The sequence below is a fragment of the Sulfurospirillum sp. UCH001 genome, assembly GCF_001548035.1.
Lineage (GTDB): Bacteria > Campylobacterota > Campylobacteria > Campylobacterales > Sulfurospirillaceae > Sulfurospirillum.
In genome coordinates this window covers 1764661-1785235 of sequence record NZ_AP014723.1, presented here as the reverse complement: position 1 = coordinate 1785235, position 20575 = coordinate 1764661, and the positions used below count along the sequence as shown (strand labels likewise).

The 20575-nt window shown below is 37.7% G+C and carries 21 protein-coding genes; 12 read left to right on the top strand and 9 right to left on the bottom strand.

Going from position 1 to position 20575, the window contains the following annotated elements; translation table 11 throughout:
* Positions 1-13: 13 nt before the first annotated feature.
* On the bottom strand, positions 14-1204 hold the full coding sequence (gene argJ / locus UCH001_RS08955; protein WP_067177091.1) for a bifunctional glutamate N-acetyltransferase/amino-acid acetyltransferase ArgJ: 1191 nt from the start codon (positions 1202-1204) through the stop codon (positions 14-16).
* Positions 1205-1294: 90 nt separating this feature from the next.
* Positions 1295-1483, bottom strand: a complete 189-nt coding sequence (gene rpmB, locus UCH001_RS08950; protein ID WP_012857374.1) for a 50S ribosomal protein L28 — start codon at positions 1481-1483, stop codon at positions 1295-1297.
* 170 nt (positions 1484-1653) lie between these two features.
* Between rpmB and rpe the strand changes: the two genes are divergently transcribed.
* Genes rpe through UCH001_RS08935 form a run of 3 tightly spaced genes read left to right on the top strand, consistent with a single transcriptional unit; the run spans position 1654 to position 3688 of the window.
* A complete protein-coding gene (gene rpe, locus UCH001_RS08945) occupies positions 1654-2295 on the top strand; it encodes a ribulose-phosphate 3-epimerase (protein WP_067177089.1) in 642 nt (213 codons plus the stop codon).
* A 2-nt stretch (positions 2296-2297) separates the two neighbouring features.
* The gene (locus UCH001_RS08940) at positions 2298-2885 is read left to right on the top strand and encodes a phosphoribosylanthranilate isomerase (RefSeq protein ID WP_067177087.1); all 588 of its coding nucleotides are present in this window, start codon (positions 2298-2300) and stop codon (positions 2883-2885) included.
* Positions 2882-3688, top strand: coding sequence for a 3'-5' exonuclease (locus tag UCH001_RS08935; protein WP_067177086.1), 807 nt, complete (start codon positions 2882-2884; stop codon positions 3686-3688). Before UCH001_RS08940 ends, UCH001_RS08935 begins: the two co-directional genes overlap by 4 nt.
* Here the strand turns inward: UCH001_RS08935 and UCH001_RS08930 are convergent.
* The 4 genes from UCH001_RS08930 to uvrB form a co-directional block, all read right to left on the bottom strand.
* On the bottom strand, positions 3669-4193 hold the full coding sequence (locus UCH001_RS08930; protein WP_067177084.1) for a gamma carbonic anhydrase family protein: 525 nt from the start codon (positions 4191-4193) through the stop codon (positions 3669-3671). The two genes, UCH001_RS08935 and UCH001_RS08930, sit on opposite strands and share 20 nt — an antisense overlap.
* Positions 4193-6304: an RNA degradosome polyphosphate kinase gene (locus UCH001_RS08925; protein ID WP_067177083.1), complete on the bottom strand. Its 2112-nt coding sequence runs from the start codon at positions 6302-6304 to the stop codon at positions 4193-4195. Before UCH001_RS08925 ends, UCH001_RS08930 begins: the two co-directional genes overlap by 1 nt.
* 78 nt (positions 6305-6382) lie before the next feature.
* Entirely contained in the window at positions 6383-6922 is a 540-nt protein-coding gene (locus UCH001_RS08920; RefSeq protein WP_067177081.1) for a putative metalloprotease CJM1_0395 family protein, read from the bottom strand.
* Between the two features lie 58 nt (positions 6923-6980).
* Entirely contained in the window at positions 6981-8957 is a 1977-nt protein-coding gene (uvrB, locus tag UCH001_RS08915; protein ID WP_067177080.1) for an excinuclease ABC subunit UvrB, read from the bottom strand.
* A 71-nt stretch (positions 8958-9028) separates the two neighbouring features.
* On the opposite strand from uvrB, the gene UCH001_RS08910 reads away from it, so the two are divergent.
* The 8 genes from UCH001_RS08910 (at position 9029) to UCH001_RS08875 (ending at position 16284) form a co-directional block, all read left to right on the top strand.
* Positions 9029-9262 (top strand): ABC transporter, encoded by a 234-nt coding sequence (locus UCH001_RS08910; RefSeq protein WP_067177078.1) that lies wholly within the window; start codon positions 9029-9031, stop codon positions 9260-9262.
* Positions 9259-9477, top strand: a complete 219-nt coding sequence (locus UCH001_RS08905; RefSeq protein ID WP_067177076.1) for a hypothetical protein — start codon at positions 9259-9261, stop codon at positions 9475-9477. Before UCH001_RS08910 ends, UCH001_RS08905 begins: the two co-directional genes overlap by 4 nt.
* Positions 9478-9557: 80 nt before the next feature.
* Positions 9558-10025 (top strand): type II secretion system protein, encoded by a 468-nt coding sequence (locus UCH001_RS13395; protein WP_082705705.1) that lies wholly within the window; start codon positions 9558-9560, stop codon positions 10023-10025.
* Between the two features lie 60 nt (positions 10026-10085).
* Complete coding sequence (locus tag UCH001_RS08895; RefSeq protein ID WP_067177075.1) at positions 10086-10553, top strand: type II secretion system protein; 468 nt, start codon at positions 10086-10088, stop codon at positions 10551-10553.
* A gap of 5 nt (positions 10554-10558) precedes the next feature.
* Positions 10559-12394: a primosomal protein N' gene (locus UCH001_RS08890; protein WP_067177073.1), complete on the top strand. Its 1836-nt coding sequence runs from the start codon at positions 10559-10561 to the stop codon at positions 12392-12394.
* 135 nt (positions 12395-12529) lie between these two features.
* Entirely contained in the window at positions 12530-13594 is a 1065-nt protein-coding gene (gene ispG / locus UCH001_RS08885; protein ID WP_067177071.1) for a flavodoxin-dependent (E)-4-hydroxy-3-methylbut-2-enyl-diphosphate synthase, read from the top strand.
* On the top strand, positions 13591-15021 hold the full coding sequence (locus UCH001_RS08880) for a replicative DNA helicase (RefSeq protein ID WP_067177069.1): 1431 nt from the start codon (positions 13591-13593) through the stop codon (positions 15019-15021). The genes ispG and UCH001_RS08880 overlap by 4 nt, the downstream gene beginning before the upstream one ends.
* A gap of 60 nt (positions 15022-15081) precedes the next feature.
* On the top strand, positions 15082-16284 hold the full coding sequence (locus tag UCH001_RS08875) for a ComEC/Rec2 family competence protein (protein WP_231963923.1): 1203 nt from the start codon (positions 15082-15084) through the stop codon (positions 16282-16284).
* On the opposite strand, the gene UCH001_RS08870 is transcribed toward UCH001_RS08875, so the two are convergent.
* Genes UCH001_RS08870 through UCH001_RS08860 form a run of 3 tightly spaced genes read right to left on the bottom strand, consistent with a single transcriptional unit; the run spans position 16246 to position 19235 of the window.
* The gene (locus UCH001_RS08870) at positions 16246-17049 is read right to left on the bottom strand and encodes a YihY family inner membrane protein (protein WP_067177065.1); all 804 of its coding nucleotides are present in this window, start codon (positions 17047-17049) and stop codon (positions 16246-16248) included. The genes UCH001_RS08875 and UCH001_RS08870 overlap by 39 nt on opposite strands.
* A 3-nt stretch (positions 17050-17052) precedes the next feature.
* A complete protein-coding gene (locus UCH001_RS08865; RefSeq protein WP_067177063.1) occupies positions 17053-18432 on the bottom strand; it encodes an FAD-linked oxidase C-terminal domain-containing protein in 1380 nt (459 codons plus the stop codon).
* On the bottom strand, positions 18423-19235 hold the full coding sequence (locus UCH001_RS08860; RefSeq protein ID WP_082705704.1) for a plasminogen-binding N-terminal domain-containing protein: 813 nt from the start codon (positions 19233-19235) through the stop codon (positions 18423-18425). Before UCH001_RS08860 ends, UCH001_RS08865 begins: the two co-directional genes overlap by 10 nt.
* A 155-nt stretch (positions 19236-19390) precedes the next feature.
* On the opposite strand from UCH001_RS08860, the gene UCH001_RS08855 reads away from it, so the two are divergent.
* The gene (locus UCH001_RS08855) at positions 19391-20563 is read left to right on the top strand and encodes a peptidoglycan DD-metalloendopeptidase family protein (protein ID WP_067177062.1); all 1173 of its coding nucleotides are present in this window, start codon (positions 19391-19393) and stop codon (positions 20561-20563) included.
* Positions 20564-20575: the final 12 nt, after the last annotated feature.

Sequence of the window (20575 nt, the reverse complement as noted above, 5' to 3'; positions counted from 1 at the left end):
CTTAATTTTACGACTAAGTCCTATAATCGGCATTTATTTCAACATACTTATGCCCTAAATCACAGCCGTATGCTGTGAAACTTGCCTCTCCAATTCCCAATTCACAGTGAATACGGAAAGAGTCTTTTTTCATAACTGCGGCTGCTTTTTTTTCAGCTTCTGCATCTAAAGAGCGCTGTTCTTTGCTATAAATTAAGACATCATCGTAATGAATTACGAGAGTTTCTTCACTGCAGTTAATACCACTTGCACCAATGGTAGAAGCGATACGTCCCCAGTTTGGATCTTCCCCAAAAAGAGCTGTTTTAACCAACAGTGAATTACTGAGTGCTTTAGCTGCTTTCTCAGCTTCAGCCACGCTTTTTGCACCACTCACTTCAAAGGCAACTACTTTTGTTGAGCCTTCACCATCACGTACTAGCATCAAGCTAAGTTCTTTTGTAATCAGGCGAAGCGCTTCATTGAAGGCTTCTTTATGGTAAACGCCACTCTGTTTTGAGCTTAGAAGTAAAACGGTGTCGTTTGTAGATGTATCGCCATCAACACTGACTGCATTGAATGAATGCTCTATTGCAGGCAATAAAAGTTCATCCATATCTACTTTTGGTATATTTGCATCGGTGAGGATAAAGCAAAGCATAGTAGCCATCGCAGGGTTAATCATACCCGCACCCTTACAGATAGCTGCGATGTGGAAACAACTGCCATCTTCTAGAATGACTTTGAAACAAAGCTCTTTTTTGAAGCTATCGGTTGTCATAATTGCAGAAGCAGTCGCATGTGAATCTTTAGCATTAAAATCAAACTTATCAAATGCAGATGAGAGTTTTTCAACGTTGAGACGATAGCCAATCACGCCTGTAGAGCTCATAATAGGGTTATGTAAGCTTGGGAATTTTTCTTTGAGTTTTCCAAACAGGGTATCAATATCTTCAATTCCCTTTTCTCCTGTCATAGCGTTTGCATTTTTAGCGTTCATTAAAATAAAATTGGTTTGAAAACCTTTTGGATAGCGTAAAAAATGCTTAATAGGTGCAGCTTGAAAGACATTGGATGTAAAGACAGCTGAAATATCGCATAGCTCGTTAGAGCGAATAAACGCGACATCGTTATTGCCATTGGGTTTAAAGCCAGCTGACACGCCTTGGCAGAAAAAACCAGCAACATTATCAAGTCCATTTTGAAGTGGAAGAATAGTAAACATGGGTAAATCCTTTAGGATTTTAGTGTGAAAGTTTTGAGGTTAGAGCAAAAACAGTTAAGCAGCAAAAATTTCCCCGTAGAAGGAGAAATTTTAGCCGTTTTTCTTCATTGTACGAAGTGTCGAAGCAGCAATTCTAATTTTCTTAGTCGTTCCATCTTCAAGTGTCACACGGACAGTTCTAAGGTTTGGAAGGAATCTTCTTTTAGTTTTGTTGTTCGCATGGCTTACGTTGTTACCAACCATAGGGCCTTTTCCAGTGAGAGCACATTTTCTTGCCATATCGATATCCTTAAAATTTTTCGTGAATTGTACATGAAAAAAGCAAAAGAAACGCTTAATTCAATGCAGCCTGAGATTATATCGAAAATATTATAAATTTTGATACAATTTCAGTAAATTTTTGAAAATAGACTCTGTTACGAAGTCTATCGTCGTATAAAGGCTAAATTATGTTAGTTGCTCCAAGTATCCTTTCTGCTGATTTTGGAAAGTTAAAAGAAGAGATAGAAGCGATTTGCGCGGCAGGATGTGATCTTGTACATGTGGATGTAATGGATGGGCATTTTGTTCCAAACCTTACGATTGGACCTGTTGTGGTTGGTGCTGTAGCCAAAGCTACTACTAAACCATTAGATGTACACTTGATGGTTGAAAACAATACTTTTTTTGTCGATCTTTTTGCTCCTTTAAAACCAAAATACATTTCCTTTCATATTGAAGAAGAGAAACATCCTCATCGTCTCATTCAAAAAATCAGAGATTTAGGTATTTCACCTGCAATCGTCCTCAATCCTCACACACCGCCTTCTCATATTGAGTATCTTCTTGAAGATTTAGATATGGTACTTTTAATGAGTGTTAACCCTGGGTTTGGTGGACAGAAATTTATACCAAGTGTTTTGGAAAAAGCTCCCATTTTAAAAGAGATGATTTTAAAACGAAATGCAAAAACGCTTATTGAAGTCGATGGAGGCGTGAACAATCAAAATATTTGCTCTTTAGCCAATGCAGGTGTAGATATCGTCGTTGCAGGTAATTATGTTTTTGGTTCAAACGATTATAAAAGTGCTATTGATTCGTTAAAAGTATAACAATGTGGGTTAAAATCTGCGGTATTACAAACCTCGAAGATGCTTTGTGTGCGCTTAATGCCGGTGCTGATGCACTTGGTTTTGTTTTTTACCCAAAATCACCTCGTTACATAACGCCTGAAAATGCAAAAAACATTGCTGAACAATTACCTATGACAGTCAAAAAAATAGGGTTGTTTGTAGAAGCATCACCAGAAGAGATTGGTGCGGTATGTAAAGAAGCACATATGGATATGGCACAAATCCATTTTGAAGTAGACGATGCGTTTTGGAGTGCTTTAAAGGTTCCTTATTTGCGAGTTGTTCGTGCCAAAGAGACTTCTGATATTGAAGAGTATAAAGGGCTTATACGCCTTATTGATGCTCATGTTGAAGGATATGGTGGAGCAGGGCAGAGACTTGATCTTTCATGGTTTGAACATGCAGATTGCGAAAATATTATTTTAGCAGGAGGGCTCAGTCCTGAAAATGTTGAACAGGTCAAGCCTTTAGGTTTTTATGGTGTAGATGTGAGTAGTGGTGTTGAGAGGGCAAAAGGTCTTAAAGATCACGAGAAAGTGGAGATGTTTTTAAAGAGAGCAAAAGCGTGAGAGCCCTTGATAGCTACATTTTTAAAATGACTCAAAAGCCTATTTTCCATAAAGAGTTTTTTGCGAAGATGCACATGTTTAAAGAGCTTGAACATGTTGATGTTGAAGATCTTTCTATGCTGAAGCTTTTAGGACTTCCCATTACAAAATATAACAATTATGCGTTTACGCTAGAAACACTGACAACACCGATTATGCAGGGTAAATTTTGTATTGTTGATATCGAAACAAACGGCAGTAAGCCACTCTTAAATCAAATCATCGAAATTGGCGCTGTAATGATTGAAAATGGCAAAGAAGTAGGTGAGTTTTCATCTTTAGTCAAAACCGATATTTTGCCAGATAGCATCGAACAGCTTACGGGCATAACACTCTCTGAGCTTCAACATGCACCTTCTCTTAATTCCGTTTTAGAAGGTTTCCGCCTTTTTATCAAAGATGCTGTTTTTGTTGCGCATAATGTCAATTTTGACTACTACTTTATTTCTCACAATTTAGAAGAAGCAGGCTTTGGTCCACTGCTCAATCGAAGACTCGATACGATAGATTTGGCGCGTAAATGTATAGAAGCCCCCAAATATGGGCTTAGCTCATTAACTGAACATTTAGGCATCGCATTTGAAAATCATCACCGTGCATTGTATGACGCCAAAGCAACAGCACAGGTTTTTTTTAAAGCATTGGAAAATATACCTGAAGAGGTACAGAGTGTTGAGCAATTGATCGCTTTTACCAAGCCTCAAAATCAGAGAAAAAAGAAAGAGAAAACTAACAGATCTACGACTACTGGTACATCGCTTTAAATTTTACATAATTAGCAGCTGATGCATAAAGCGATGTTACTTCTTCATCGCTAAGCTCTCGTACTACTTTAGCAGGGTTTCCCATAATAAGTGAACGCGGTGGAAAGATTTTGTTTTTTGTGACGAGTGAATTTGCTCCAACGATGGACTCCTTACCAATCACTGCACCATCAAGTATCGTAGCACTCATCCCAATCAAACACGCATCTTCGATCGTGCATCCATGAAGCATAACACGATGTGCTATAGTCACATCATCACCAATGGTTGTGGCAAAGCCATCGCTACGGTCTTCTTTTTTAAAGTGTGTGACATGAATCATGCTAAGGTCTTGGATAGAGGTTCGTTTACCAATTGTAATGGAGTTTACATCGCCTCTGATGACGCATCCAAACCAGACAGAACTCTGTTCGCCGATGTTAACATCGCCGATGATATCTGCACTTGGAGCAATAAATACATCAGAAGCGATAGAAGGCTGTACGCCTTGAAACTCCATAATCATCAACTCTCCTTGAAAAGACGACGTGCGAGTTTTTCTGCTTTATGAGAGCTGGTATCTTTCTTTTGTGCTTTATAGATTTTATTCATATAATCTTCTAAAACCGTATGGTTGTTGATGGCACGCTCATCAGTCGGTATAACTTCTGTGTATTCGCCATCACTTCCAAGTGTCCAGCTAAGGACATTGTCATTAAGCTGTAGCTGTAAAATCTCAAAGAGTTTTTGCTGTAGCGCTTTATCAAAAATAGGTGTCATAAGCTCTAATCTTCGCTCTAAATTACGAGGCATCCAATCTGCACTTGAGATAAACGTTGTGGTTGGATCACCATGTTTAAAGTAGAAAATACGAGCATGTTCTAAGTACTTACCGATGATAGATTTTACGCGAATGTTTTCACTAATACCCTCAACACCAGGTCGTAAACAACAGATACCTCGAGCGATAATATCGATTTGAACTCCTTGCATGGAAGCATTGTAAAGTGCTTGAATAACATCAGAGTCTACCAGAGAGTTCATCTTAACGATAATACGACCTTCCGTGCCATGTTTCGCTTCATTGTTGATTAGGCTGATAACTTTAGGTTTAATTTGCGTTGGTGACATTGAAAGCGTGTCAAGCTTTTTATGCTTTGAAAAGCCTGATAAAATGTGAAAGAACATCGTACCATCTTTGGCAAAATCTTCTTTGCAGGTAAAAAAGCTTGTATCGGTATAGACACGTGCAGTTGCTCCATTGTAATTACCTGTACTAAAGTGCATGTAAAATTTAAGCTTGCCGTCTTCTTCTTGACGAATGACTTGAGCGATTTTTGCGTGAACTTTAAAACCAGTGATACCATAAACCACATGTGCACCCGCTTGTTCTAGCGCTTTTGCCCAGTGTAGGTTGTTTTCCTCATCAAAACGTGCTTTAAGCTCTACAACAGCGGTGACTTGTTTACCATCGTTTGCAGCGTCAATGAGGGCTTGAACAATCTGTGAGTTTTTCTCAACACGGTAAAGTGTCATACGGATAGAGACAACTTTTGGATCTTTTGATGCTTCACGAATGAGTCTAAGAACAGGGTCAAAACTCTCGTATGGATGAAAGAGCAGTACATCGCCTTTGTCGATCACTTTAAAGACAGATTCATTGGTATCAAACGGAGGTAAGACTTTTGAATTATACGGTGGTAAGGCAAGGTGCGAAAAGTCTTTATTGCCTACGATTTGCCATAAGGCTCCAAGGTTAAGTGGAATTTTATAAGTATAAATGTCTTTAAAGAAAATCTGCATATGAGAATTCAAGAAATTAAGCAGATCTGGGTCGGTTCCTTCTTGAATATTTAGGCGTACAAATGCTCCTTTACGGCGTAGTTTTAAGCCTTGCTCCATAATCATCATAAAATCATCTGCTTCTTCTTCTTCGATGACCATATCGGCATTTCTGGTAACTCTAAAGGCAGCAGAAGCGACGAGTTTATAGCCAGGGAAAATCTCTTCCGCATGTTTTCTTACAATAGTTTCAATAGGCACATAAGTGTTGTCACCTGCTTGAAAAAAGCGTGGAAGCACACGTGGAATACGAATCATTCCGTACTTATAATTACTTTCTTCTTCACTCTCACTGTCTTGAAGTTTAACTGCTAGAGAAAAACTTAAATTGTTAAGATGTGGGAAAGGATGCGTCGCATTGACCGCAATCGGAACAATCACTGGCAAAATATTAGAAAAGAAATAATCATCAGAAAGTTTTGCCAAAGCGGGGCTTAGATCATCATAATCCGTGATAAAAAGATTCTCTTTTTCAAGGTCTTTAACGATCTCTTCGTAACTGCTTTGGATAACCTCTTTTTCACTTGCAAGGTAGGCTCTGATTTCTCTTAATTGATCAAGGGGTGTTTTTTGATCGGCGCCAGTTTCAATAACACCAGCACTAAAGAGTTGTTTAAGTCCTGCAACACGAATCATATAAAATTCATCAAGGTTGGTTGCATAGATGGCTAAAAATTTGAGTCGTTCAAAAAGAGGTAACTCTTTTTTAAGAGATTGAGTAAGGACTCTGGTGTTAAATTTGAGCCATGAAAGCTCACGATTGAGGTATAGACTAGAGTCGGTTAAATCAGGCACATTTTATCCTTCATTACGAAATAAATCTAATTATTTTATCAGAAAAAAGTTATAAAAAGGTAACGCGTTGTGATTAATTTAAGCATAATTTGAAAAAAGAGGAGTTGAGTTGTCATTATTGGCAGATGAATAGCTTTTTTGTTTGGCTGAAAGTTCAGCTTGTTGCAGACGTGACATTTCTAATCGAGCCATCATTTGAAGCATGGAGGCAGTTGAAGCCACTTGATAGTCTGTAGCACTTGGATCAGCTGGTGCGAGTGCTGCGGCACGCACGGTTTGCATTTTTGTAACCGTATTTTCAGGCGTACTACCTTCTGACGTATCAATACCAACTTCACCTCCAACGGCATATAGCCTTTTGTCGGGTGCTTGTACATACGTAAAAACGGCGCTACTGCGAATGACTCCACCACCAGCGGCGATATGAGCGCTCTCATGTGCACGTACAGCGGTATCTGTTGCTTGAAGTTCAGCAACTAAAGCTTTTTGTGAAGCGGTCAGTTCTTCGCTATTTTTCTCTTTTTTTTGGGACGAAGAAGTTTGTGTTGTATTGTTAGAAGAAAGGTGAGTGTTGTTGATGTGTAAATAAGAGGCGTTTAAAAAGCTATCTATTTGCATAGTATTCTCCTAAAACGACTCTATTTTACTCCAAAAATTCTTTATTATGCAAAAAAAGTTACATCTTCTTTAATTTTTCAATTTGATCGCGTAATTTTGCTGCTTTTTCGAACTCTAAAATCTTTGCAGCTTCATGCATTGCTTTTGTAAGTTCAGCAATAATTTTCTTTTTCTCACTTGGCGGAATTTTATCTTTTTTATCAAAGGTGTTATAAATATCTGCATGTTCTTCAAGTTTGAGATTTTCATCCATTTTGCGAGTGGTGCTGGTTGGTGTGATGCCATGTTCTTTATTGAATGCTTCTTGAAGAGCACGCCTTCGCATTGTCGTTTCAATGGCTTTTTGCATAGAGTCGGTAATCTTCTCCGCAAACATAAGCACTTTACCGTTTAGGTTACGTGCTGCACGCCCCATGGTTTGGATGAGGCTGGTTTCTGAACGTAGAAATCCCTCTTTATCGGCATCTAAAATAGCAACCAAAGACACTTCTGGTAAGTCTAATCCTTCACGAAGAAGGTTAATGCCCACAAGCACATCAAATTCACCAACACGCAAAGAGCGGATGATCTGATTGCGCTCAATCGCATCGATGTCAGAGTGCATGTATTTGATCTTGATGCCTAAATCTGCGTAATAGCGTGTAAGCTCTTCCGCCATTTTTTTTGTAAGTACTGTGACCAGCACTTTTTCATCTTTTGCGATGACCTCTTTGATTTTGTCAAAAAGTGTTTCGACTTGATTTTGGCTGCTTAAAATTTCTACTTCTGGATCAAGTAGTCCTGTAGGGCGGATGATTTGTTCTGCAGTATTTTCACCACTAAGTTCAAGTTCAAGCTCTTTTGGTGTCGCACTGACGAAAAGATAACGTGGAGCTTTATGAATGAATTCATCAAACATCAAAGGACGGTTATCTAGGGCACTAGGAAGACGAAAACCATACTCAACAAGTACTTCTTTACGACTACGATCTCCTGCAAACATTCCTCTAAATTGAGGAAGGCTGACATGGGATTCATCAACAATGACCAGATACTCTTTATTCATTGCTTCAAAGTAGTCAAAGAGTGAGTAGGGCGTACCACCAGGTTCAATACCTGTAAGATAACGAGCGTAGTTCTCTACACCTTTGCAGGCTCCTGTGCTTTGAAGCATTTCTAGATCAAACTCAACGCGTTGTTTGAGGCGTTGGTACTCGACCAGTTTGTCCTCTTTTTTGAAGTATTCTAGGCGTTCATCTAGTTCTTGCTCAATCAGTTTAATCGCTTTTTGAAGCCTCTCATGACCAACGATAAATTGATTGGCAGCATAAATGACAACTTTGTTCAGGTTTTGCAACTTTTTGTTGAGAAAAACTTCAAAGTAATTAATGCTCTCGACTTCATCACCAAAAAATTCGACACGGATGGCTTCTTCTTCACTGTAAGCAGGATAGATGTCGATGACATCGCCGCTGACACGAAAACATCCTCGATCAAAAAATGCATCATTGCGTTTATAACCCATATCAACAAGGCGTAAAAGAAGCTTTTTTTGGTTGATGCTTTCACCCTTTTCAATGACTTGTACCATCTCTTTATATTCACTTGGATCACCCAATCCGTAGTTTGCAGAAACGGAAGCAACACAAATGACGTCATCAAAGCTGAGGAGTGATGCTGTCGCACTAAGACGTAAACGCTCTAATTCTTCATTAATGGAGCTGTCTTTTTCAATAAATAAATCACTGCGTGGAATATACGCTTCAGGCTGATAGTAATCGTAGTAACTGATAAAATACTCCACATGATTTTTAGGAAAAAAACCCTTAAATTCACTGTAAAGTTGCGCTGCAAGGGTTTTATTATGTGTCATAATCAGTGTTGGCATCTTCAGTTTTTGAATGATTTGTGCCATCGTATAGGTTTTTCCACTGCCTGTAACACCAATGAGGGTTTGGTAACGGTTTCCCTTTTGAATAGATGCTACTAACTTCTCTATCGCTTGAGGTTGATCGCCTGATGGTTGATAGGGACTTTCAAGTTTAAAATCGCTCATAAAAGCCTTTGTATATACTTTTTAAATTTTTTTGTTACAATTATACCAAACAGACCACAATGGAGTTCTAAATGTTTGAAGAAGAGAGAAACATTAGCACATTAAGCCAAAAGATCACAGAACTTTTGGAAAAATACAAAGACCTTCTCGCTCAAAATGAAGCCCTTCGTCAAGAAGTAGTAAAGGCTAAAGCTCTTGCTGAAGCGAAAAATGTACAGATTGCAAAGTTAGAGCAAGATCTTATTAACAAAGATGTTAATGCAGATGATTTATTGAGTAAAATTGAAGCTGTGCTAAACAAATGAGTAAAATAACAATCAGTCTTGGTGGCAAAGATTTTGATATCAAGTTAGAAGGTGATTTTGCCGTAAAGTTTGAAGCAGATTTTAAAGAGAAATTCAAAGGTAAAAGTACCATTGATCCTAAAGAGCTTCTATTTGCTTATGTTGGTAAATGTTATGATAATTTTGTGTTAGAACAAGAGATAAAAACACTTGTTAAGAAAATAGAAGAGATTTAAGCACTGCTTTAAAAACATTGTACTAGAATGATTTCTAAATGGTCTATAAGTGTATAGGCTAATTCATAAAAGGAGTTAACATGAAAAAAGGTTTCACGATGATCGAACTTATCTTCGTTATCGTTATTTTAGGTATCTTGGCAGCAGTGGCTATCCCAAGATTAGCAGCGACAAGAGATGATGCTTCTATTTCAGCAGCAGCGCAAGATATTGCAACACTCTATTCTGACTTAGGATCTTTCTATACAGCAAGTGGTCATTGGGCAGATACAAATACTACTGGTAATATGGCTTTAACAGCCACTTCAGCTAGATTAATGACAAATGTTACAAATGCATATTCTCCTACAGCAAGTACAATAACATTTAGAACTGATAATAATGCAACAGTATGTTTGACTTTAACTTTAACTGTTGATGGAAATGTTACAACGGTAGGAACAAATAACCCTGCAGGGAACATTTGTACACAAGTAATTGCTCTACCATCAGTAAGTACAATGATAAATGCTGTTCAATCTTTTGGTGGAACAAGAATTACACGATAATATTCTAATTTTATTTGAAGGAAAGTTGTTTGGCTTTCCTTCTTCTTCCAAAGGGTTACTTTGAAAAATAATCATTCTGCTTTTACAATGATTGAACTTATTTTTGTTATTGTGGTACTTGGGATTCTTTCAGCAATTGCAATACCAAGACTTGCAGCAACACGTGGCGATGCATATATTACTAAAGGACGTTCAGATGTAAGTGCAATCCGAAGTGGCATTGCATTGCAACGCTCCCGTATGATACTTGAAGGAAATAATTCTTTTCCTGCTAATCTTGATGCTATTACTGCAAATTATGGAAATAGTGATCAACGTCTCTTTAATTTTTCCGATGGTAATGTTTCTAACATTTTAGAGTATCCTATTTTTTCACAAGCTAATCGTGATGGAGGCTGGGTTAAAACAGGAGCAAATGCGTATGCATTTAGAGTAGATGGTGTAGCAACGGCTTTTACATACACAAATACAAATGGTATATTTACTTGTGATGCAAATACTGCAAATTGTAATGACCTTACTCGCTAGTTAATGTGCTTTACTATCACATCGCTCTTTTAAAATCTCCACTTTCGCCTTTAACCTATCAGTCTGAGCAGATGCTCGAGATAGGGACTATTGTCGAAGTACCACTTTCTAAACGTACTATTGAAGGTGTTGTTATCGCTGAAGTTGAAAAACCTTCTTTTGCATGTGAATTGATTTCATCTACGTATAAAGCATTTTATCCAACAAAAACATTAGAACTCGCTCGTTTTATTGCAGAGTATTATGTTTGTTCTCTTGGTGAAGCACTTAGCCTTTTTGTGCCTTATCAACAAAATACTGTACATATAAAAGAAACTATTTCTACTGATATTCATCTCTCTCATGAACAGCAAAAGGCATATGACTATATAAATGCCCATGCTGCGTCATTGTTATTTGGCGACACAGGAAGTGGAAAAACAGAAATCTATATGAAACTGTTTGAAAAAAGCATCAATGAAGGCAAGCAAGTTATCTTTTTGTTGCCAGAAATTGGACTTACTCCTCAGATGAAAAATCGTTTGAAACACCATTTTGGAACACACGTTGCTATTTGGCACTCAAAGATTAGTGCAAAGAAAAAAGAACAGATTTTAAATGACCTTGCCGATGGAAAAGTTTCCATTATTGCAGGAACGCGCTCAGCACTGTTTTTGCCACTTTCTCGTCTTGGTTTAATTGTCGTGGATGAAGAGCATGATGAGAGTTATAAATCAGGTAATCGCCCTCGTTATAATGCTAAAGATTTAGCCCTTCTTTTTGGACAAAAGCTTGGATGCCACGTTGTTTTAGGTTCTGCAACCCCAACACTCAGTAGTTTTCAAAAACTTCCTACATTTAGGTTAAGGGGAACATTCTTTGACTCTAAAAGTCACATTATGTACGATGAGAGTGAGCATGGCATTAGCTTTGTAATGACGCAAGCAATCGAAAAAGCACTCCGCGGAAAAAAACAAGTTATTGTCTTTTTACCCACACGCGCAAACTTTAAGTACATTACGTGTAAAAGTTGTGGTGCGCATGTTGAGTGCCCATTTTGTAGTGTCGGCATGAGTATTCACCACAATATGAATGCTCTAAAATGTCATTATTGCAATTACACTGAAGTGATTCCTAAAGTATGCCCTAAATGTGGGCATGATGAGATCATCGCAACTCGTATGGGTACCGCAGAAGTGAGCCAAAAACTGAGTGAACATTTTAAAGAATATGTGGTACAACAGTTCGATAGAGATGAAGTTCGAACAGAAAAACAGCTCTCCTCTATTTTAAGTGATTTTAATGAGCATAAAATTGACATTATGGTGGGTACACAAATGCTCTCAAAAGGTCATGATTACCATGGTGTAGGACTGGCTGTTATTTTAGGAGTAGATGCACTTTTAGGGATGAGTGATTTTCGTTCACGTGAAAAAACGCTTGCATTGGTACAACAAATTGCAGGACGAGCAGGACGAAAAGGATATGGTGAAGTCTTGATACAAAGTAAAAATAGTGACTTTTTTAAACAGTACCTCAGTGATTTTGAGCAATTCATCAATGACGAGTTAGTGTTTAGAAAAGGACTTTATCCTCCATTTAAAAAGATGCTCAGGCTCATGAGCTCACATGTCAAAGATGAAAAAGCTAAAGAGTTGATAGAAAAAGTAGCTCTTATGGCTCAACACTTTCCTCACGTTGAAGTTGTAGGGCATGGTAAAGCCAACATCGCAAAAATAGCAAATAAATATCGTTATGAACTTTTAGCGCGCAGTGATTCTAGTAAAGCGCTCCTTGAATTGGCGCATGCTGTCAAAATGTTACATGTTGAAGCTGATATGGATCCTTTGTCTTTTTCTTAAAATCAAAAAAGATATAATTTATTTTTACAACGCCAACGAAGCAAAGCTTTTTTTGGCTACGCTAGCCGCTGTGGCACTAAAGCTTGCCAACGATGTTGGCAGAATGTATTTGTAGTATAAAGTTTAGGATAAACAATGATAAAACGATACCCAACTAAACAAATTTTTGTTGGCAATGTCCCTGTGGGTGGCAATGCTAAAATCCCTGTACAGTCTATGACATTTTCTAAAACACACAATGTAGAAGCTACGGTTGAGCAAATCAGAAGGCTTCATTTTGCAGGTTGCGATATTGTGCGTGTGGCCGTGCCTGATTATGAAGATGCAAACGCACTTAAAGCCATTAAAGAGCAATCAAGTTTGCCTATAGTGGCAGATATTCATTTTAACTATCGTTTGGCACTGATTGCGGCTGAAGTTGTAGATTGTATTCGTATCAATCCTGGCAATATTGGCAATAAAGAGCGTGTGAAAGAGGTCGTTAAAGCGTGTAATGAACGCAATATTCCTATTCGCATTGGCGTAAACAGTGGAAGCTTAGAAAAAGAGTTTGACGAGAAGTATGGACCAACGGCAAAAGGTATGGTGGAATCAGCTCTTTATAATATCAAGTACCTTGAAGATCTTGGTTTTACCAATATGAAAGTCTCCCTAAAGGCTAGCGATGTAGAACGCACTGTTGAGGCGTACCGTATGCTGCGTCCTCTTGTGGAGTATCCATTTCATTTAGGGGTAACAGAAGCAGGAACCTTGTTTCATTCGACCATTAAATCTTCCATCGCATTAGGAACACTGTTACTTGAAGGCATTGGTGATACGATGAGAGTTTCCATAACCGGAGAACTCGAAGAAGAGATCAAAGTAGGTCGTGCTATTTTAAAAGACAGTGGTGTAGAAGCTGAAGGGCTTAACATCATCTCATGTCCGACATGTGGGCGTTTAGAGGCTAATCTTGTCAATGCCGTTGCTGAAGTTGAACGTCGTACAAAACATATCAAAGCACCTCTTAATATCTCTGTTATGGGATGTGTAGTCAATGCTATTGGTGAGGCAAAACATGCAGATGTCGCTATCGCTTTTGGAAAAGGGCAAGGACTCGTGATGGTCAAAGGTGAAGTGGTTGCAAAACTCAAAGAAGAAGACCTTGTTGATAAATTTTTAGAAGCTGTTGAGCTTGCGGCTAAGGAGTATAAGGCATGAGCAATCTGCACAATGTCAATATTGAGCGCTCGGTTTTAAGCTCCATTTTATTCAATCCTGCGACGTTTGAAGATGTTGCGGCAGTCATTTCTGCGAAAGATTTTTATCTACCAAGTCATCGTTATATTTATGAAGCAATGGAAGCATGTGAGAGAGAAGACCTGCCCATTGATGAAGAGTTCATCAAGAAAAAGCTAAACCAACAAGGGCGTTTTGATGAAGATGCAATGTTGGAGATTCTCTCGACCAATCCATTGCCTGCAACTAAAGCATATGTTGAAGAGATTCGTGAAAAAGCAATTAAACGTGAGTTGGTACAATTAACAGGTGATATCAAAGAGATAGCTGTTGAAAAAGATTTGCCTTCGACTGAAGTGGTAGATTTGGTGCAACAAAAACTGTATCAAATTACCCAAGAAAGTGGTAGTAAAGAGTTTCGTGAATCTCCGGAAATGACGCATGCAACCATAGCGCATATCCATGAGATGAAAAAACGTGGTAATTCAGGCGTTGTTGGTGTTGATACGGGCTTTGCAGAACTTAACCGTCTTACCACAGGTTTTGGCGAAGGCGATCTCATTATCGTAGCGGCACGTCCTGCGATGGGTAAAACTGCTTTTTGTCTTAACTTGGCACAAAATGCACTTGATCGTAGTGGTGGCGTTGCTATCTTTTCTCTTGAGATGCCAGCTGAACAGTTAATGTTAAGGATGCTCAGTGCTAAAACGTCCATTCCTCTTCAAAAGCTCAAAGTAGGTGATATGAGTGATGAGCAGTGGGGAAGACTTACAAGCGCTGCTGATGAGATGTCAAAAAAGAAATTTTTTGTGGATGATAATGGTTCCGTGGATATCCATAAAGTGCGTGCAAAACTACGTAAGCTTAAATCACTGCATCCTGAAATTTCATTAGCGATTATCGACTACTTGCAGTTGATGAACTCTGCTGGCAATAAAGACCGTCACTTAGAAGTGAGTGAGATCAGCCGTGGGCTAAAACTTTTAGCCAGAGAACTCAATATACCGATCATTGCGCTTTCTCAGCTTAACCGTGGACTTGAGAGTCGTGGTGATAAACGTCCAATGCTCAGCGACCTTAGAGAGTCAGGGGCTATTGAACAAGATGCCGATATGATTTTGTTTGTTTACCGTGATGATGTTTATCGTATTCGTGAAGAAAAAGAGAAAGAGCAAAAAGCAAGAACCGAAGGTAAAGAGTACAAAAGTAATTTCTTTGAAAAACCCGAAGAGCTTGCTGAGGTTATTGTCGGCAAAAACAGAAATGGACCTGTTGGTGTTGCCAATCTAGTCTTTCAAAAAGCATGTACGCGCTTCGTAGATGGTGGCAATAAAATCCCTGTTGAAATCGTCTATAGCGATGCTAGTTTAGATGTCAAAGAAGCAAAAATAAGTTTGCCTCCACTGTAAATGTTACACACACCACTCTTTGTCAGCAAAAAGGAATTTTTTCTGGCATTGGTGGTCTTTGTGTGTATAGCATCTATTTCTCTTAGTATTGAATTCTACCACTTTAAAAAACTTACTCAATCATCCATTTATATGGATAAAGCAACTGTTCTCAATCATTATACGAAAACGAATGAAAAAGGGAAATCGTATGATGTGTTCAAACTGAGATTAGATGATGGTGGCGTAGAGGTATATACGACATTATGGCATCAAACATCTATACCACTGAAGAGTCGTGTGAAAGTCAAACTCAAAGTAGATAAAGTGATGTTTTATGACTATCTTAAAGGCTTTTATGCGCCTTCTACTGCTTTGTATGAAATTTATGAAGATGATCCACCACTTGATGTAAAACCACTTTATCGCTGGATCGACAATCAACACGAAAATGAAAAAATAGCAGAGCTTTATAAAACACTTCTTTTTGCGACGCCTATATCAAAAGAGCTCCGCGATGAGGTCCAAAAATGGGGCATTTCGCATCTTATTGCTATTAGTGGATACAATGTAGGTGTGATTTCATTTTTACTTTTCTTTTTTTTAAAGCCACTTTATCAATTTTTTCAAAGTCGTTATTTTCCCTATCGTAATGCCACAGCAGATTTGACGATAGTTGTACTAAGCGTCTTGTTTGTTTACATGATGATTATAGATTTTGTACCCTCGTTTTTAAGGGCGTTTGCGATGAGTGTTTTAGGGTTTTTCTTCTATTCAAGAGGTATCAAAGTAATCTCTTTTGAAACACTAGGACTTACAACGTTAGGACTTTTAGCACTTTTCCAAAGCCTTGCATTCTCACTTTCATTTTGGTTTTCAGTGGCAGGAGTGTTTTATCTTTTTCTTTTTTTACACCATTTTTCTCATCTTAATCGTTGGATATTACTCGGTCTAATTGATTTAGGTGTATTTTTTCTCATGCTTCCTATTGTGCATACATTTTTTTCTGTTTTTACATTTTTACAGCTCACGACACCTTTAACGAGTGTGGTATTTATTGTTTTTTACCCGTTAGGTCTATTTTTACATCTTATCAATTGTGGTGGAATTTTAGATACGTATTTGTTGTCGTTTTTAGCCGTTGATGCGCATACGTATGATCTTAGCTTTCCATGGTGGATTTTGGTTGTATATGTGGGAGTTTCTCTCGTTGCCATACGCTATAGATTAGCGCTTTATGCGTGTTTAGGCTTTGCTTTTTTCAGTCTCTTTTTCATTCAATAAAAAGCAAAATTTCAATCCGTACAAATAAATAAACCACGAAAAATAGATCCATAAAAAGAAGAAAAGTAAAATACTAAAAGAGCCATAAATACTTAAATAGGTTTTATTGTACGTTACATAATAAACAAAAAGAATTTTGGAAATATACCAAAACAGTGAAGCTACAAAAGAAGAAAGTAGGGCACTTTTGAGATGAATTTTTATTTTAGCAGAAACACTGTACATGATGAAATACAATCCCCACACGATAAAATAAGGGGTAAATCGAACAAGGTTAATAGAACTAGTGACTTCACTGCTTTCTAAGATTTCTTGAACCAAAGATGAGCTGTAAAAGAAGATAATAAGTCCTAATGGCATAAGGGTGACCATCGTCCAATAGGTTGAGAGCGCTTCCCAAAAGCTACGTGATGGAATTTCGAAAATTTTACTAACAATTTTTTCATAATCTAAAAAGAACATGATGGAAATGTAAAGTACAAAAATGATTCCTACAATGCCCATATTGCCTGTATTTGCCATAAAATCACGCAGATAGTGGATCATCACATCTTGTTGTGTTGGTATAAGAGAGCTAAAAATAAAGCTTTGAAGTTTTTCATAATAAACTTCAAAAAGAGGCATTTTCGTGAAAATGCTAAAGGTAATAAGTAGAATAGGAATTAGCGCTAAAATCGTGTGAAAACTAAGCGAAGAGGCGTAGTGTGCAAGTTCTACGTCTCTAAGCTTTTTGAAAAATTCGACACAATTTTTAGCGCTTAACACCTATTATAGTCCCATTTTTGAAGGGTTTAGTATATTGTTTGGATCGAATGCTTTTTTGATAGAGCGGAAAAGTTCCATCTCACCATCAGAAAATGCTAAGTGCATAAATGGTGCTTTACTAAGTCCTATGCCATGTTCACCACTGAGTGTTCCACCCAAAGCAACAGTGGCTTTAAAGATCTCTTCAATCGCATGATGCCCAATTTCTAGTTGTTTAGGATCGCTTCCATCTACCATAACATTCGTATGAACATTACCATCGCCAGTATGTCCAAAGCACGGTACGGTAACATTGTATTTTTTAGCGATTTTATCAATTTCACTTAAGAGTGCAGGAAGTTTACTGCGTGGCACAGTGATGTCTTCATTGAGTTTTTTGCTACCGTAAATGGTGATGGATTGGCTCGCATTACGTCTTGCAAACCAGAGATTTTTAGACTCTTCCGGTGTTTCTGCTCTCTTAAAGCCACTGCATCCATTCTCACTAAATGCTTTTTCGATGACATTGAGTTGTTGCGTGAGTTCATCCTGCGTATTGCCATCTACATCAGTAATCAAAATAGCGCCTGCATCTACAGGTAAGCCTTTGTTGAATTTTTGCTCAACCGCTCTAATGGAGTAATTATCTAAAAATTCCATCGCTACCGGTGTAACACCTGCTGCCATTGTTTTATAAACAGCGTTCATAGCATCATCAACGGTTGGAAAAATACCCATCGCTGTTTGCGCCATTTTAGGCTTAGCGATAAGTTTGAGCGTAATTTCTGTAATGACGGCAAGTGTACCTTCACTGGCAATGATAATACCAGCAATGTTATAGCCTGCAACATCTTTGATAGTACGCTTTCCAGCACGAATAATTTCGCCATTAGGCAGAACAGCACGCAATGCCATAACATAATCTTTTGTGATACCATACTTCGCAGCACGCATACCACCAGCATTTTCGCTGACATTGCCACCGATGGTTGAGTACTCTTCACTTGCAGGATCTGGTGGATAAAAAAGACCTTTAGCTTCAACCGCTTTTTGTAAAGCCATGTTGATAACACCAGGCTGAACAACCGCAACCATGTTTTCCATGTCGATTTCTAAAATCTTATTCATGTGTTTTTCAAAGGCTAAAATAATTCCACCATTGGCAGGTAAAGCGCCTCCTGTAAAACCACTCCCTGCACCACGAGGGGTGATAATGATGCGATTTTCGTTACAGTATTTTAAAATATTACTGACATCGTTTTCGTCTCTTGGAAACAAAACGGCATCAGGCTGATAGCGTGTACGTGTTGCATCGTAGCAATACGCAATAAGATGCGCTTTGTCATTATAGACGTTGTCATCACCTAAAAGGTTTTTAAAATAATCAATATGTTTTATTTCCATAATGTGTCTTTTCTTTCTACAATATCAAATGGTAAATTTAAGATAATACCATCTATGCCTGAACCTTTAAGTGTGTTTGTTTGTTTTAAAAGATAAGCATAGTAGTTGTTATAATCAACAATTCTTGAACTGCTCCAATTGAACCATGAAGATTCTATTTGTTTGTTTACACGTGAATAAAAAGGAAGTTCAGGTTCTGTACCGTTATTTGCGACATCAATACTTTGTATAATATTGAAATTATGACAATCAACAAAAAAGCCTTTGTTCTCAATAGCAATAAAAATAATCGATGCAGCATTTTGATAACATGCTTGTTGGAAAATTTCTTTATCTGGATTTGGACGATACAGCTTTGCTAAATACGCAGCTACAACATCAGGGTGAATCCATGTGATAGTGTTATATTTTTTAGTAACTTCATTAAAAACAGCTTGATTTGGGGCAACTATAAGTGCACGGTCATAAAGATAGTTGATAGTAACTTCATCGCCAACCACAGGTTTGATACCAGTATCTGGAAATGCACCTTGAGCAAGCATTTCAAATTTTTCAACTTTTAAAACAGCTTTTGTTCCATTCTTGCTTATAACATCTACACGTGCGATAATCGTAGTATGTTTATCGTCAAATTTATGGCTTACAACACCACTTGCACCGACTACAAATTCTGGTGAATCAGCGATCACAATCTGTTTTTCACCAGACTCCAAAACGGTTGTTTTGAACTCTTTAAAAAAAGATTGAGCCTCTGCAAATGAGCCAAACAAAAACAGACATATAACCAAAAATAGCTTGTTCAACGGGAACTCCTTGAAGGGCACATGTTACCCTTTTATTTTTATGAGAGAGATTATACTATAACTGTTTTAAAAAAACTTCTTTTTTCAAAACAAAGTGTTTTAGGCATTTTGTAAGATTTGTTCAGATAAAATCGAAAAAGAACTAGGGGGTGCAAATGGCAAAAATCATAGCGTTATTATTTCTTTTTTTATCGATTGCATCCGCTTCATATGTTGAAGAACTAAAGTGGCCAAAGGGTGAAACGTTTCTCACATTTTTAGAAAAAAATCATTTACCATCATCAATTTATTATACGTTAGACAAAGAAGAACAAGAACTTGCTGCAGAGATTGTAGCAGGTGTTAAGTACCAAGTACTCAAAAGTGAAGATAATCAATTAGAACAAGTCTTAATTCCCATCGGCGAAGAGCTTCAAATGCATCTTAAGAAAAAAGATGACAAGTTTGTGATGGAAATTACTCCTATTATTTTACAATCAGAAAAACGCGCACTAGCGATTGAAATTCGTAATTCCCCATACGTTGATATTTTAAATGCAACCAATAGCTATGGCTTAGCCAATGAATTTGCCCAATCATTTAAAGGCGAAATTAACCTTCGAAACCTTCAAAAAGGCGATAAATTAGTCCTTCTTTATCAACAAAAACGACGTCTTGGAAAACCATTTGGTTCTATTAAAATAGACGTTTCTATGATAGAAACAGCAAAAAAGAGAAATTACATCTACTACTATAAAGAAAATTATTACGATGCAAAAGGACAAGAACTTACTAGTTTTCTACTTGCAAATCCTGTGAATTATACACGTGTATCGTCTCCTTTTACTCAAAACAGATGGCATCCTATCTTACAAAAATACCGCGCACATTTAGGCATTGACTATGCTGCAAGCGTTGGTACGCCTGTTAAAGCGGCTGGTAATGGAAAAGTGCTTTTTGTGGGTGAAAAAGGTGGATATGGCAATACCATTGAAGTAAGCCATGACAGTAGTTATAAAACCCTATATGCCCATCTTAACGGCTTTGCTAAAGGGCTTCGTGGTGGTCAAGGTGTCAAACAAGGTCAAGTTATTGGCTATGTCGGCAATACAGGACTTAGCAGTGGCCCCCATTTACATTTTGGATTGTATCGTAGCAATGTTGCGATCAACCCTGCAAGTGTTGTTAAAATTGCAAAAAGTGCTTTAGGTGGAAATGAACTTAAAGCCTTTATTAATTATACTAATGAATTGAAACAAAAAGTAGAAAATGCCTTAGAAAGTGATACACCACCGTTTAAAGAAGAAAATTTTAATCTTGCTTATCCTTTTGAACAAAAACAAGGTTGATTTTTCTCTGTA